This window comes from Georgenia sp. G2120 (assembly GCF_055326485.1).
This window is the reverse complement of sequence record NZ_JBUZNL010000021.1, coordinates 1-13,536: the sequence shown is the minus strand read 5'-3', so window position 1 is coordinate 13,536 and position 13,536 is coordinate 1. Positions and strand designations below refer to the sequence as shown.

Below are 13,536 nucleotides of genomic sequence, written 5' to 3'. Positions count from 1 at the left end.
GCCGTCCCGGCCGCGCTCAGCGCGGCTCGATGTGCACGACGGCGTCGGTCGCGTCGCCCCAGAACGTGCTGGCGACGATGACGCTGTCGCCCACCGGGACCGACTCGATGTCCACGGACGCGTCCAGCGGGTTCCGCGGCTCGTGCTCCGGGGGCGCGTCGTCGTTCTCATGGACGAACAGCTCGGGGTCGACGACGTGGATCATCGTGTCCTCGTCGCCGTGGACACCCGCCCGCAGCGGGGTCTCCGCGCCCACGTGGAGGATGAAGACCGACGGACGACCGTCCTCGATCGTCACGGGCGTGTCGGACGGGACACCGACGACGAGCGTGCCGGAGTGCGCCTCCATGATGATCTGCGACGGGTCGCCGCCGTACTCGTCGATCGTGATCTGGTAGTCACCAGGGTCGAGGACGCGGGCGTCTGCCGGGTCGAGATGCTCCTGGCGGAAACCGAAGACGGGCATGAGGGACTGCGAGTCGTCGAGCGTCTCGTCGACGCCCTCGCCCGTGATCTGGAAGCGGAGGTCCTCTCCGTCCGGGGAGTGCCCGCCGATGATGACGGCGGCGCGCTCGTCGACGCGGAGCGTGACGGTGGCGGCCCCGTCGGCGTCGATCGCCGACTCGAAGCGGGTACCGAGCCCCTCGCCGTCAGGGTCGACGAAGACGGCTGCCCCGCTCTCATCGTTGCCGACGAACTCACCGGGCGCGACCGAGGGCTCCTCGGTCGTCGGCTCCTCGGTGGTGGGCTCCTCGGTCGTGGGCTCCTCGGTCGTGGGCTCCTCGGTGGTGGGCTCCTCCGTGGTCGGGGCCTCGCTGCTCGCCGGCTCCGTCGTCGGCCCCGGGGTGCTCGGCTGGGCGTCGGAGGGAGGCGCGGTGGTCTCGGACGCGGTGTCGTCCTCGCCCGCGACGGCGTCCCACACGAAGTACCCGCCGACGCCGACGATCGCGACGCCGAGGATCGCGAGCAGGGCGATGAGCGCCGGGCTGCGCCGGTTGCCGTCGGACCCACCGTTCGCCGGGCCACCCGGTCCACCAGGTCCGCCGGGGCCACCCGGGCCGTAGCCGCCGGGCCCACCCAGGCCACCAGGCGCTCCGGCCCCGTACCCTGCGGCCGCCTGCTGACCGCCGTACGCACCCGCCGCTCCGTATCCGGGAGCGGCACCGGGCGAGCCCGCCGTCGGACTACCCGCGCCGTACCCGGCGCCCGCCTGCTGACCGCCGTACGCACCCGCCGGTCCGTATCCGGCAGCGGCACCGGGCGAGCCCGCCGTCGGACTACCCGCGCCGTACCCGGCGCCCGCCTGCTGACCGCCGTACGCACCCGCCGGTCCGTATCCGGCAGCGGCACCGGGCGAACCGGCCGTCGGACTGCCGGCCCCGTACCCGGCGCCCGCCTGCTGGCCACCGAAGGCGCCCGCCTGTGCGTGTCCGTCCGGTACGCCGGCCTCGCCTGCGCCCTGAGCGGGAAGTACGCCGGTCGCGGCCTCGGAGCCGGAGGGCACGGACCCGTCGTCGGGTCGCGCACCTCGCTCGGCCGACTGCTCGGTCCAGATGGAACCGTCCCAGTACCTGATCCTGGCTTCGTCGTGGGGGTCGGTGTACCACCCGGGGGCAACGCTCATGAAGGGCACTGTAGTGGTGCAATGATCACGTTTCGGTCACTCCCGGGGATGCCGTCCGGGGAGGTCTCCCCCGCCGTCGGTCCTGGTCCACGAACCGTGCCCCGCGCGTCCGGTCGTCCGGGGAACGGGTTCCGCCCTGCGGGTCACCTGCTCAGCAGACGAGTCGGAGAGGAGTCAGCCGACCTGCCGGGCACGGGCCGCGCGACGCCGCGCGAGCTCGTCCGGCGCGTCCTCGGCCTCCGCGCGCTCGGTCGGCAGCTCGGCGAGGCTTCCCTCGACCTCGCGCCACACGCGACTCACGGCAATCCCGAAGACTCCCTGCCCACCCTGGACGAGGTCGATCACCTCGTCGTCGGAGGTGCACTCGTAGACCGACGCACCGTCGGACATGAGCGTGATGCCCGCGAGGTCCTCGACGCCGCGCTCCTTGAGGTGCCCGATCGCCACGCGGATCTGCGGGAGGGAGACGCCCGAGTCGAGGAGGCGCTTGACCACCTTGAGCACGAGGATGTCCCGGAAACTGTACAGCCGCTGGCTGCCCGAGCCCTGCGCCCCACGCACCGACGGCTCGACGAGCCCCGTCCGCGCCCAGTAGTCGAGCTGCCGGTAGGTGATGCCGGCCGCGCGGGAGGCGGTCGGGCCGCGGTAGCCCGTGTCCTGGTCGATGTCCGGGAGGGTCTCACCGAACAACATGCCCTGGGCAAGCTGCGGTCCGCGCGCGTGCGCGCCGGTGGCTTCCGTGGGGCTCACGGTGGGCTCCGTTTCTCGTGGCGGGACCGGGGCGGGGTCCCGGTGACACCGTCACGCTAGGACGCGGGCCGACCCGGGTCAACGACGCCTGTCGGCGGGTCGCACACCAGTTTAGCGTCGGCGTCGGATGTGACTGCTGTGACTGGTGGTGTGTCGACGTCGTGCATGTCGTCGACATCGCGGTCGCCGCCCAGGTGCTCCCTCACCGGCCAGGGGCACGTCCATCCGTCCGGGGAGCGCCCACCCGGTCAACGGCACGTCCGTCCGGTCGGGGGCGCGCCCGCACGGTCGGAGGTGCGCCCACCCGGCCGGAGGTGCGCCCACCCGGTCAACGGCACGTCCGTCCGGTCGGGGGCGCGCCCACACGTCGGACGGGTCGGCGCTCAGGCGGACGGATCGGGCGCGCCGAAGTCGTCCGGCCCCAGCCCCTCGAGCTCGCGGCGCAGCTCGGCGACCGCGTCCTCGATCGCGGCGCCGTCGGTCCCCCGACCCACCTTGTCGCGACCACCGATGCCCGACGCCGTACCCGCACCGGCACCGGGGCCGACCTGGACGGCACCCAGGTCGGGCAGGAGCTCCGGCACGCACCTGATGGGAGCACCCGCGCGCAGCGCGAGCGCGACGCCGTCGGAGGGACGGCAGTCGATCGTCTCGCCCGTCGACAGCACGAGCTCGGCGTAGAACACGCCATCGAGCTGGGCCGTGATGACGACCGCGACGACCTCCGAACCGAGCGTGCGGATCGCCGAGAGCATGAGGTCGTGCGTGAGGGGGCGCGGCGGCACGAGCCCCGCCTGGACCGATGCGATGGCTGCACCCTCACGGGCCCCGACGACGATGGGGAGCACCCGGCCGCTCGACGGATCCTTGAGCAGGAGCACCACGCGGGCACCGTCGAGCGTCACCTCGACGCCCTGGACCTCCATCTCGTGCACGTGCCGAGCCTATTGGACCGGGACCCGCAGTATCGGGTTCCCGTCGGACTGCACGTCCGCGGGGCGTCAGAGCTCGGAGATCGCTCTCCTGAGCAGCTCGGTGTGCAGCTGCGCGTAGAGCTCACCCATCTCGCGGGCACGCGCGTTCGCCCGTTCGAGGTCGGCCCCGGACCGTCCCGCCCGCAGCGGCGCCAGTGCCGCGGCGATCGTCCCGGCCTCACGCTCGGCCGCCTGCCGGACCGTGCGCAGGTGACGGGGGTCGACCCCGAGCCTGCCGAGCGCGGCCGCCGCCACGACGACCGGCACCGCGGCGCCGGGGTGCCGGCCCCGCGCGTCCACCGGGACGAGGCCCGCCTCCGCGAGGCCCTCGACGTCGGCCACGCTCGCCCCCGTCGCGTCCGCCAGCTCCGTCGAGGTCATCCGCGAGGTGGCGGCGGGCGCGACGACCTGCCCGTCGCGGGCGACGATCCGTGCGAGGACGGGGTCCTGGACACCGCGGCCGGCGTCCAGGTCGTCGAGCTGGTCGCGGATCACGCGCAGCGGAAGGAACGCGTCCCGCTGCGCGGCAAGCGCGAACCGCAGCCGCTCGACGTCGGCGCGGGAGTACTTGCGGTAGCCCGACGGAGCGCGGTGCGGCCGGACGAGGTCCTGCTCCTCGAGGTAGCGCAGCTTCGACAGCGTCATCGCGGGGAACTCGTCCTGGAGGATCGCCACGACCTGCCCGATCGCCATGACCGGGGTCCGGCTCACGCCCGGGGGCCACGACTCCCCCGCCGAGCCGGTCGTCCCGGAGCCCGCGCCGTCGGCACCGGTCGCCCCGTCCGGGCGGGCGGGTTCGTCGGAGAGGTCCTCCGGCTCGAACCGGGAGGAGCGGGATCGCGCGGCGCTCACGCCTCGCGGGCCTCCTCGCCGCGGACCTGGCTCGGGTGGTACGTCAGCCGGTACTTGCCGACCTGCACCTCGTCGCCCGCGCGCAGCCGCACCGCGTCGATCCGGGTCCGGTTGACGTAGGTGCCGTTGAGCGAGCCGATGTCGCGGACGTCGAACCCGCCGTCACGACTGAGGAACTCGCAGTGGTGCCGGGACACGGTGACGTCGTCGAGGAAGATGTCCGACCGCGGGTGACGCCCGACCGTCGTGCTGGCGGCGTCGAGCAGGAACCGCGCGCCGGAGTTCGGGCCGTGCTGGACGATCATCAGGGCGCTGCCGGCGGGGAGTGCGGCGACCGCCTTGGACTCCTCGGGCGACAGGCCGGGGAGCGAGTGGCTGCTCGCCTGCTCGTCGATGACGCCGAACCGCGCGGTGGAGTCGGCGCTCGCGCCGTCCTCCTCCGTGCGCAGCCTGGGGTCGTCCCACGGCTCGGGTGCGGGAGGCGGAGGGGTAGACATCGCGGTGCCTCCTTCGGCGGGGTGCGTGCGGCCCGCAGGTCGCGGGGCCGTCCCACCATCGTAGTCCGATCGTGACCTTCCGTGTCACAGTGGTCACAAGGCCTGATCAGGGGCTACGGCGACGGCGGCCGCGCCGGAGCGGCAACGGTCAGTCCTCGACGACCCGAGAGTGCTCGAGGTCACGCGGCTCGGCAACGGACCGGATCTCGACGTGGGCCTGCTCGACCAGCGAGACCGTGACACCGCGCCCGCGGACGGTCGAGAGCGCGCCGCCCGGGATCTCGAGCGCGACCTGCATCGTCTGGGGATCGCCGATCGCACGTAGCACGTACGGCGAGGAGATCGTCGTCCCGTCGACGACAAGACCGCCGGTCGACCGGATCACGTACGAGGTGGCCGTCAGCCGCACCCCGCCGACCTCGATCGCCTCCGCGCCCGCGTTCCGCAGCTCCTGGATCATCGTCACCATCGTCTGCCCGCGCATCGCGTCGCCCGGGTCCGTCACCGTGATCTCGACACCCGGTCCCGCCGCAGGCACAGTTCCGGCGAGCACCCCCTGCGTCCCGGCGAGCTCCGCCGCGGCGTCGGCGGCCGCCTGGGACGAGTCCGCCGCCGACCGCAGCCCGTCCAGCTCCTCCTGCAGCCGGTCCTGCTCCTCCACGAGGTCGATGTTCCGTCGGTCGAGATCGTCGAGCAGACGGACGAGGTCGTCCTGACGCAGGGCGGCGAGCGGGTCCTCCTGCGTGTGCCGGACCTGTGCCACGAGCGCGACGCCGAGCAGCGCGCACAGGACCACCACGAGCAGGTCCGACGCCCGGCCCTGCCACCACGGTCGGGCACGGGAGTCGGGACGTTCGTCGTCGTCGGACCCGTCCTCGGGGACCCGGTCGTCCTCGGGGACGGCGGCGTCGTCGGGCGCCACGTCCTCCGCGCGGCCCGCCGGGTCGTCGTCCCGCACGCCGGTCACGCCTTGAAGATGTGGCGTCTGATCGCCGCCACGTTGGAGAAGATCCGGATCCCGAGGACGACGACGATCGCGGTCGTCATCTGTCCCCCGACGCCGAGCTGGTCGCCGACGTACACGAGGAACGCGGCCACGACGGTGTTGAACAGGAACGAGGTGATGAAGACCTGGTCGTCGAAGACGCCCTGGAGGCGGGCCCGCAGACCGCCGAGGAGCGCGTCCATCGCTGCGACGACTGCGATCGGCAGGTAGGGCACGAGCCAGGTGGGGACCGTGGGGTCGAGGACGAGGCCGATCACGATGCCGATCGCGAGGCCGACGATGGCGAGCACTACCGGTCCCCCTCGTCCGACGTGATGTCCGCCGCCCCGATCGGGACCGCGAAGCTCGTGGACCGCGGGGCGACCGCCGGCAGGGTCGCCGACTCGAGCTCCGCGTAGCCGACGCCGATGTCGTAGCGGTCGGCCAGCTCGTTCAGGTGGCTACCGGCGGTTCCCGCGTCCAGGGCCTCGCGCAGCTCGCTCGGGTCCCCGAGCGCGACGATCTCGTACGGCGAGCTCGTCGCCTCGAGGTTGACGAGGATCGCGCGGCCGGCGGCGCGCACGGCGGTCGTCGAGGCGAGCCTGCGTCCGTCGACGCCGACCCCCTCCGCACCGGCTGCCCACAACCCGTTGACCACGGCCTGGATGTCGGTGTCGCGCACCCGCCCGTCGTCGGCCCCAGGGACACCGGAGGCCGAGTCCTCGGAGTCGGACAGCACGATCTGCAGCGCAGGTCCCTCGAGGGCGTACTGGGCCGAGCCACCGAGCGCCGCCCGCGCGGCCTCCCCCAGCTCGGACGGGGCGTCGGCCACCACGTCCTCGCGCAGCAGCTCGACCTCGGACGCGAGCTCCTCGTTGCCCCGCGCCAGGGCGTCCGCCGCCTCCTCGGCACCCTGGATCTGCGCGGCGAGCTCGGCGCGCACGGGGTCCCGCCCCTCCTCCGGCACGGCGAGCTCGCGTCCGGCGACGACGAGCCCGACCCCGAGCGCCAGCACCGTTCCCCAGGTGGCTGCACGGAGCGCGGGCGGGCGGCCGGTGCCCTCCCGCTCGCGGCGTTCCGACGCGGCGGCGTACCCGGCGTCGAGCGGGTGATCGATGAGCGCCCGGAGAGGGGACTCCCACGACCTGGGGCGCGGCTCCTGCCGACGACCCTCGTTCCCCTTCGCCATGCGGTCACTGTAGGTGTGCAGGTCTCCAGGGCCGCCGCACCGCGCCGCCGTGTCGCCGCGCCACCGGGCCGTGCCGCTGGCACCCTTGCCGGATGGAGCTCCTCGCGGCGTCGGGGCTCGCGCTCGCCGCGGGCCTCAACGCCTACATCCCGCTCGTCGCCCTCGGCGTCCTCGGCCGGTTCACCGACCTGCTCACGCTGCCCGACGGATGGGCGTGGCTCGAGAGCTGGCCGGCGCTCCTCGTCCTCGGCGCGCTCCTCGTCATCGAGGAGGTCGCCGACAAGATTCCTGCCGTCGACTCGGTCAACGACGTGCTGCAGACCGTCGTCCGACCGACCTCCGGCGGGATCGCGTTCAGCGCGGGCGTCGAGAGCGTGACGCCCGCGGTCGAGGACCCGGCCCGGCTCGCGGAGGGCGGCGCGTGGGTGCCGATCGCCGCCGGAGTCCTTCTCGCGCTGATCGTGCACGGCGGCAAGTCGCTGTCCCGGCCACTGCTCAACGTCGGCACCGCCGGGGCGGCGGCACCGGTGGCGTCGACGGCCGAGGACGCCACCTCGCTCGCTCTCGTGGCCTCGGCGATCCTCCTGCCTGTCGCGGTGGGGGTGCTCGTCGTCGTCGTGCTGGTGCTCGGGGTGCTGGCCGTGCGGCGCTACGGCCGACGCCGTCGTGCCCGCCGATCTGCCGACCCCGCGGGCGGACCCGAGGTGATCGACGTGCCGAGCGTCGAGGTCGATCCGCGCTAGCCCGACCTGCGTTCGGTCGAGCGGCGCTAGCCCGATCTGCGATGGGTCGACCGCTGGCTACCGGATCCGTCGTCGCTCGACCGACGACCGCTCGAACCAAGGCCGCCAGGTCTCTCGCCTGTCACCCGCCGGCTCGGCCCGCGCCCGCCCGCGCCCCGGTAGGTCCACCACCGCACGACCGCCTCGAACGGTCCGCGCCGGCCGGTCGGTCCGAGCGTCACCGCGACGACGAGGCCGAGCACCCACGCGCCCACGGCCACCAGCGCGGCAGACATCGTGGAGATGTCACGTCCGAGTGCGATCGGACCCCACGGGACGAGCACGACGACGAACACCGCCGTCTGCAGCAGGTACCCGCTCATCGACATCCGGCCCAGCGACCTGATCATGCCGGACGCGTGCCCGTCGCGTCGGCGGTCGTGTCGCGCGTGGCTCGCTCGCGCGTGGCTCGCTCGTGTGTCGTTGTCTCGTGCGCGGGCGTCGCGCGTGTGGTCGTCGCGCGTGTGACTGGCTCGTGCGTGACCGTCTCGCGCGCGTTCGGACCGACCCGCCGCGAGGAGACCGAACAGCGCCGCGTACCCGATGCCGCCCGCGTAGCCACCGACGCCGTGGAGCAGGGCCATCACCGGCGCCACGGCCGGCGACGGAGCCGGGAGTGCACCGGCCGCGACGAGGGCGTACCAGGCGCCCAGCACGATCGCGGCACCGAGGCCGACGACGGCGCACCGGGCCAGGAGGCCGCGGTGCTCGTCCGGGTGGTCGAGCAGTCCGTGCCGGGCGGCGAGGACACCGAGCGGCACGGTCACGCTCACGCCGAGAGCGTTGGACAGGACGCCCCCCGGCGGCCAGGCGGTGAGGTGCTCGGTGACAGCGGTCCCCCAGCTCGTCGTCATCGGCGCCACCTGGCCGACGAACGTCCCGGCACCCGCAAGGAGCAGAAGGATGACGATGCCGCCGATCGCCGACCACGCCACGAGCGCCTGGTCGCGGCCACGCACCATCGCTCCTGGCAACAGGAGCAGGAAGACGCCGTACGCCGCGATGATCTCCCCGGGGAAGAAGAGGATCCCGTGCACGGCGCCGACGGCCAGGAGCAGGACGGACCGACGCCGAAGGATCGAGACGACGGCGTCGGCGCTCCAGCCCCGGTCGAGACGGCGAGAGGCCAGCTGCCAGACGCCGTACCCGAAGAGCAGGCCGAACAGGGGGTAGGCGCGTCCGTCGACGAGGAGAAGCTGGACCAGTGCCACGGCGTCGTCGAGAGCGGAGGTCCCGTCGGGGTCCGGGTAGCCCCTCAGGCCCTGGGTCGGGACGTCGACGAACGCCCGGACGTTGGCGAGGGCGATGAGCAGGAGCATCGCGCCACGGGCGAGGTCCGGGGCGAGGGACCGCTCGGCGAGCGGCGTCGGGCCGAGGGGCTGGGCCATGACGGAATCGTCGCAGAAGGTCCTCTCACGTCCACACCTGGGTCGACCGGTGCGGTCATCTGTGGTCTTGGTACTTATATGGCGGGGTTCTGTCGGTGCTGGGTGACGGTGCGATCAAGCAAGGGGCCATCACGCCACTGTCCCGGAGGACGCGTTTAGAGACCGAAGGCTCCTCCACTGACGAGGATGACGACGCCAAGGCCGATCAGGACGATCGGGAACAGGACGTGTTCCCAGCGTTCGAGGACTTCGGCGATCGGTCGGCGGGTGGCGATGAACTTGGCCAGCATCACGAGGACCGCGACGAGCAGGAGGAAGACGACGCAGTAGGCGACCACGGCCGCGGGTCCCACGTTGAGGAAGACCGGGACGTAGACGCCGATGTTGTCTCCTCCGTTGGCGAAGGTGACCGCGGCGACGGTCCAGACACCGACGTTCTTGCCCTCGACCTTGGCATCGTCGTCGTCGTCATCGCCCCCGCGCCATGCCCGCCACGCGGCCCACAGTCCCAGGGCCAGGGGTATGAGCCCGAAGTACGGGATGGCTTCCCGGGGAAGAAACGCTCCCGCGCCCAGCGACACGAGTACGGCGGCGCCCAGGATGCCCGCGAAGCCCAGGTACTGGCCTGCGGTGATCCGGGCCGTTGTCCCGCGTTGCCCCGCACCACGGGCGAAGAACAGCGAGAGCACGATGATGTCGTCGATGTTGGTGGCAATGAACAGGCCGATCGCCTGCAGGACCGAGGACAGGATCACGCGTCAGTCCCGGCGTTGGCGCACCCGGGAACCGGGCAGGCAGGATCGATGCAGGGAGCGTTCTCGTTCACCGCGAGGGTGACCTCGACCAGCGCGCGGAGTGCCCGCGTCAGGTGCGGGTCGACGATCTCGTAACGTGTCTGGCGGCCCTCGGGCTCGGCGACCACGATGCCGCAGTCGCGCAGGCACGCCAGATGGTTCGACACGTTCGAGCGCGTCAGCCCGAGGTCGCGTGCCAGCTCTGCCGGATAGGCCGGCCGTTCCAGCAACGTCATGAGGAGCCGTGACCGTGTTGGGTCGGCCAGTGCCCGGCCCAACCGGTTCATCGCGTCCAGACGAGTAGCAATGGTCAGCATGCGCTGAACTATACAGCATCGACTGAACCAGCAGCCCTGTGCCGTAAACGAGCTTTTCTAGGCAGACCGTGAGCGCCCGTCAGGAGCGCACTGTGGTTCGTAGCCACAATCTCCTCGCAGGGCGCGCCGAGCACATTCCCCGGCTCGGGCCCGTTCATCTTCGATTCGTGCCGGGCTTGGCCTTGCTGGCGATGTGCGCGTTGTAATCAGTCACGGCCTGGTCCACGTCCAGCCCGTCGGCCAACGCCTTCTTTGCACGCTCTAGCGCGATGTTGCTCAGTCCTTGGAACTGAACATGACCGTTGGCAGTCCGCTTCTCTCTGTAGCACTTGGCGTCCGCCCGGAGGCCAAGAGCATGAATCACCGCTAGCCCCTGGTGCCGAGTCAGTCCCAGTTTCTCTCCAAGCTTGCTCAACTTGAGTGAGTAGCGGTCGAACGTGTCCACCTCCCGGTAAGCGATGGCCTCCTCTCCGTCCTGCGCGGGGCGGGCGGCTAGATCGCCCCGTTTGGGGTCGATCTTCAAGCTAATTTCCTGGACCTGGTCTGACGGACGCGGTCCTCCCACGAGCCGCAGCCCGACGACACCGGGAAAGACGGCCTCCCAGTTTTCTTGGTCCTTGACCGCACGGAGAGTTAGACTGACGTCGGCCTCGGTCGGTGGCTCCGTCTCCCCGCGAACAGCTCGATCCAGTGCCATCAGCGGGAGCAGCCGAGCCCGCGCATCTGCAGTCCGCCGCCGGCCCGGACGAAGGAGCTCTGCGATGTGCTCGAATTCTTTCCCTACAACGAGGCCCACCTCCGTAGGAGGGCTCGCCGAGACTGGGAGGACTCGCCCGGGCATCACATCGGTGAGGTCCTGACCCGTTAGACCGAGGAGCACCTTCCGGAAGATCGTTACCGCTGATCGAAGATGGAGCCACAGCACGTCATCGCTCATGGAGATGACGTCATGGGTGGCGGCGTCCCGATCTTCCTTCAGGGCGAGCAGCACCACGCGATCTCCCGCGTCGATGATGCCGAGGGAGGTCTCGGCCACGGTCACGCACTTGCCGAGGTCGAATGAGCGGTCGCTCCCGGAGAACCTGACCTTTCGACGCTCATCATAGATTGCAGCTTTCAAGAGCATCTCGAAAGCGTGCGCTGTCATCATCACGGTCGCGTGCTCCCTGCCCGCAGGGCTCGGTCGATTGAAGAGTTCGATGGCGAGCGTCAGTGACTCGACAGCGGCGGCGACGTACTGGCGTGTCTTGCGGGCGGGCACGAATCAGGGCCGAACTGATAGGCGATGCTGGCGAGCACTGTCCAGCAGGGAGTTGTCCATCACATCCTGAGGCTACTTTCATGGTGAAGCCGACAGTGGGAGGCACACGACCACGCCTCACACTTGGGTCGGGTCAAGCAGCTCGTCCAGGCACAGCGCTTGAGTGCACGACGTGAGGACCGCCGGAGTGCGGGGTGACGAGGGGTATGACACGGGCTGGACCCTGCCCGCGCGCCTGCCGCGTGGCCCATAGCATGCGAGGCAGGAGAACAACACCTCATGGAGAAGGGGCGGGAGCATGCCGTCAGGACGCCGCAGGTCCGAAGGCTCGACGACCCGTGGCGCATTGGCGTTGGTCGCGGACACAACCAAGGACGCAACCGGCGGTGCGTTAACGCCGGTCCCGGACGCGTTCTCCCTCTTCGAGGGCGACGTCAGGCACGCATACTCACAGTGGCCAACGCCGACCACGATCATCAGCGATGGAGCGTACGGCGTACGTGGATTCCACGGTGACACCGTGGATGCCACGGATCTGGTGGACTGGTATCGAGAGCACATCAAGGAGTGGTCGAACGCAGCCACGCCAGGCACGACGCTTTGGTTCTGGGGCACCGAGGTCGGTTGGGCGACCGTACACGCCGAGCTTGACAGGCAAGGCTGGGACTATGTGCAAACGATCATTTGGGACAAGGGACTTTCGCACATCGCGGGGAACGTCAATGGCAAGACGATCCGTCAGTTCCCGGTTGTGACCGAGGTGTGTGTCCTCTATCTGAACCGCCCTGGATCTCCTGGAGGGTGCTGATCTAGCAAGGGAGACTGATCCCCATGTCAGCACCGAGGAGATACGACGGTGAGTTCCGGGAGCGGGCGGTGCGGATGTACCGCGAGAAGCTCGGCGAGGGCACCGAGTCGAAGCTGGGAGCCCGCAAGCACGTCGGCTCGCTCCTGGACGTGAACCCCGCAACGCTGCGGAACTGGATCGAGGAGGCCGAGCACGCCAGCGGCGCCCGGCCCGCGACCACTCGCTCGAGTGAGTCCGAGGAGGTCCGCGCGTTGAAGAAGCGCGTGGCCGAACTCGAGCGGGCGAACGAGATCCTCAAGACCGCGTCAGCGTTTTTCGCTCAGGCGGAGCTCGACCGCCGACTCAAGTGATCGTGGCCTACATCGACACCTACAGGGACCGGTTCGGCGTCGAGCCGATCTGCGCCGTGCTGTCCGTGCACGGGATAAAGATCGCGCCGTCCACCTACTACGCCCACAAAGCCCGTCCTGTGAGCCAGGCGCTGTTGGAGGAGGCCTACCTCGTCAACGCGCTGGTGACGCTGCACCGGGAGAACTGGGGCGTGTACGGGGTGCGCAAGCTCTGGCATGCCGCCCGCCGCGCCGGCTTCGATGTTGGGCGCGACCAGGTCGCCCGGCTCATGGCCATCGCCGGGATCACCGGCGCAGTGCGGGGACGACACCGCACCACCACGACTCGGCGGTCGGCCCAGGCGCCACGTCACCCCGACCTGGTCAAGCGCGGCTGGCACGTGCCTACTGCGACCGACCAGCTGTGGGTGGCCGACTTCTCCTACGTGTGGACGCTGACCGGGTTCGTCTACGTCGCCTTCGTCGTGGACGTCTACTCCCGCCGGATCCTGGGCTGGCGAGTCGCAACGAGCATGCGGACCTTCCTGGTCACCGACGCCCTACGTCAGGCGATCGACGTGCGTCACCGCGCCGGAGCCCACTGGGAACACGGCCGGCTCGTCCACCACTCCGATGCCGGGTCGCAATACGTATCGCTGGCGCTGACCGCCGAGTTGGCCCAGGCCGGCATCGCCGGATCCATCGGCACCGTCGGCGACGCACTGGACAACGCGCTGTGCGAGTCGACGATCGGACTGTTCAAGACCGAGGCGATCAACGACGGCGGCCCGACCTGGAAGAACCACGCCGAGGTCGAGTGGCAAGTCGCCCGCTGGGTCCACTGGTACAACCACGACCGCCTCCACTCCTCAATCGGGCAGCTGCCACCCGTTGAGTTCGAACACGCTCACCGGCAGGCTACGACCGTGACCCCCGAACCGGAGGTCGCGTAACCAACCACCCTCCGGAAGATCCAGGGCGGTTCA

Annotated in this window: 15 protein-coding genes and 1 other annotated feature; of the genes, 3 read left to right on the top strand and 12 right to left on the bottom strand. The window is 70.9% G+C overall.

Annotated elements, in window-relative coordinates; all coding sequences use genetic code 11:
* Positions 1-16 precede the first annotated feature (16 nt).
* The 8 genes from ACZLMO_RS16070 to ACZLMO_RS16035 form a co-directional block, all read right to left on the bottom strand.
* On the bottom strand, positions 17-1,624 hold the full coding sequence (locus ACZLMO_RS16070; RefSeq protein WP_463654303.1) for a DUF2510 domain-containing protein: 1,608 nt from the start codon (positions 1,622-1,624) through the stop codon (positions 17-19).
* 174 nt (positions 1,625-1,798) lie between these two features.
* A complete protein-coding gene (locus tag ACZLMO_RS16065; RefSeq protein WP_425713500.1) occupies positions 1,799-2,317 on the bottom strand; it encodes a MerR family transcriptional regulator in 519 nt (172 codons plus the stop codon).
* A gap of 440 nt (positions 2,318-2,757) precedes the next feature.
* Complete coding sequence (locus tag ACZLMO_RS16060) at positions 2,758-3,300, bottom strand: bifunctional nuclease family protein (protein ID WP_425713499.1); 543 nt, start codon at positions 3,298-3,300, stop codon at positions 2,758-2,760.
* A gap of 75 nt (positions 3,301-3,375) precedes the next feature.
* Positions 3,376-4,200 carry a transcriptional regulator FtsR gene (gene ftsR, locus ACZLMO_RS16055; RefSeq protein WP_463654302.1) on the bottom strand — a complete coding sequence of 275 codons (825 nt, stop codon included), beginning with the start codon at positions 4,198-4,200 and terminating at the stop codon, positions 3,376-3,378.
* Entirely contained in the window at positions 4,197-4,697 is a 501-nt protein-coding gene (locus tag ACZLMO_RS16050) for an FHA domain-containing protein (protein ID WP_425713435.1), read from the bottom strand. Before ACZLMO_RS16050 ends, ftsR begins: the two co-directional genes overlap by 4 nt.
* Positions 4,698-4,845: 148 nt before the next feature.
* Positions 4,846-5,664 carry a DUF881 domain-containing protein gene (locus tag ACZLMO_RS16045; RefSeq protein ID WP_463654301.1) on the bottom strand — a complete coding sequence of 273 codons (819 nt, stop codon included), beginning with the start codon at positions 5,662-5,664 and terminating at the stop codon, positions 4,846-4,848.
* Positions 5,661-5,993: a small basic family protein gene (locus tag ACZLMO_RS16040; protein WP_425713433.1), complete on the bottom strand. Its 333-nt coding sequence runs from the start codon at positions 5,991-5,993 to the stop codon at positions 5,661-5,663. Before ACZLMO_RS16040 ends, ACZLMO_RS16045 begins: the two co-directional genes overlap by 4 nt.
* The gene (locus ACZLMO_RS16035; protein ID WP_463654300.1) at positions 5,993-6,871 is read right to left on the bottom strand and encodes a DUF881 domain-containing protein; all 879 of its coding nucleotides are present in this window, start codon (positions 6,869-6,871) and stop codon (positions 5,993-5,995) included. The genes ACZLMO_RS16040 and ACZLMO_RS16035 overlap by 1 nt, the downstream gene beginning before the upstream one ends.
* A gap of 92 nt (positions 6,872-6,963) precedes the next feature.
* Here ACZLMO_RS16035 and ACZLMO_RS16030 point away from each other — a divergent pair, with 92 nt between their 5' ends.
* Positions 6,964-7,614: a DUF4126 domain-containing protein gene (locus ACZLMO_RS16030; RefSeq protein ID WP_463654299.1), complete on the top strand. Its 651-nt coding sequence runs from the start codon at positions 6,964-6,966 to the stop codon at positions 7,612-7,614.
* 26 nt (positions 7,615-7,640) lie between these two features.
* Here ACZLMO_RS16030 and ACZLMO_RS16025 read toward each other — a convergent pair whose 3' ends face one another.
* From ACZLMO_RS16025 to ACZLMO_RS16010, 4 genes are all read right to left on the bottom strand, one after another.
* Positions 7,641-9,041 (bottom strand): DUF418 domain-containing protein, encoded by a 1,401-nt coding sequence (locus ACZLMO_RS16025; RefSeq protein ID WP_463654298.1) that lies wholly within the window; start codon positions 9,039-9,041, stop codon positions 7,641-7,643.
* A gap of 155 nt (positions 9,042-9,196) precedes the next feature.
* Positions 9,197-9,796 carry a cadmium resistance transporter gene (locus ACZLMO_RS16020; protein ID WP_425713429.1) on the bottom strand — a complete coding sequence of 200 codons (600 nt, stop codon included), beginning with the start codon at positions 9,794-9,796 and terminating at the stop codon, positions 9,197-9,199.
* Positions 9,793-10,152 carry a Cd(II)/Pb(II)-sensing metalloregulatory transcriptional regulator CmtR gene (cmtR, locus tag ACZLMO_RS16015; RefSeq protein ID WP_425713428.1) on the bottom strand — a complete coding sequence of 120 codons (360 nt, stop codon included), beginning with the start codon at positions 10,150-10,152 and terminating at the stop codon, positions 9,793-9,795. The genes ACZLMO_RS16020 and cmtR overlap by 4 nt, the downstream gene beginning before the upstream one ends.
* Positions 10,153-10,306: 154 nt before the next feature.
* Entirely contained in the window at positions 10,307-11,413 is a 1,107-nt protein-coding gene (locus ACZLMO_RS16010) for a DUF3644 domain-containing protein (RefSeq protein WP_425713427.1), read from the bottom strand.
* A 298-nt stretch (positions 11,414-11,711) separates the two neighbouring features.
* Between ACZLMO_RS16010 and ACZLMO_RS16005 the strand changes: the two genes are divergently transcribed.
* Entirely contained in the window at positions 11,712-12,221 is a 510-nt protein-coding gene (locus ACZLMO_RS16005) for a hypothetical protein (RefSeq protein ID WP_425713426.1), read from the top strand.
* A gap of 23 nt (positions 12,222-12,244) precedes the next feature.
* Positions 12,245-13,503, top strand: a protein-coding gene (locus ACZLMO_RS16000; RefSeq protein WP_425713425.1) for an IS3 family transposase whose coding sequence is annotated in 2 segments (ribosomal slippage) — positions 12,245-12,539 and positions 12,539-13,503 — 1,260 coding nt in all. Because the reading frame shifts where the segments join, the coding sequence is not laid out codon by codon here.
* Positions 12,529-12,660 (top strand) — a sequence feature (AL1L pseudoknot). It overlaps the preceding gene by 132 nt.
* Positions 13,504-13,536: the final 33 nt, after the last annotated feature.

What these genes read in the sequence shown, in the direction of transcription:
- ACZLMO_RS16065 (WP_425713500.1), bottom strand. Translation starts at nt 2,317, where the DNA reads ATGTTGTTCGGTGAGACCCTCCCGGACATCGACCAGGACACGGGCTAC.
- ACZLMO_RS16050 (WP_425713435.1), bottom strand. Translation starts at nt 4,697, where the DNA reads ATGTCTACCCCTCCGCCTCCCGCACCCGAGCCGTGGGACGACCCCAGG.
- ACZLMO_RS16060 (WP_425713499.1), bottom strand. Translation starts at nt 3,300, where the DNA reads ATGGAGGTCCAGGGCGTCGAGGTGACGCTCGACGGTGCCCGCGTGGTG.
- cmtR (WP_425713428.1), bottom strand. Translation starts at nt 10,152, where the DNA reads ATGCTGACCATTGCTACTCGTCTGGACGCGATGAACCGGTTGGGCCGG.
- ACZLMO_RS16070 (WP_463654303.1), bottom strand. Translation starts at nt 1,624, where the DNA reads ATGAGCGTTGCCCCCGGGTGGTACACCGACCCCCACGACGAAGCCAGG.
- ACZLMO_RS16005 (WP_425713426.1), top strand. Translation starts at nt 11,712, where the DNA reads ATGCCGTCAGGACGCCGCAGGTCCGAAGGCTCGACGACCCGTGGCGCA.
- ACZLMO_RS16030 (WP_463654299.1), top strand. Translation starts at nt 6,964, where the DNA reads ATGGAGCTCCTCGCGGCGTCGGGGCTCGCGCTCGCCGCGGGCCTCAAC.
- ACZLMO_RS16025 (WP_463654298.1), bottom strand. Translation starts at nt 9,041, where the DNA reads ATGGCCCAGCCCCTCGGCCCGACGCCGCTCGCCGAGCGGTCCCTCGCC.
- ACZLMO_RS16035 (WP_463654300.1), bottom strand. Translation starts at nt 6,871, where the DNA reads ATGGCGAAGGGGAACGAGGGTCGTCGGCAGGAGCCGCGCCCCAGGTCG.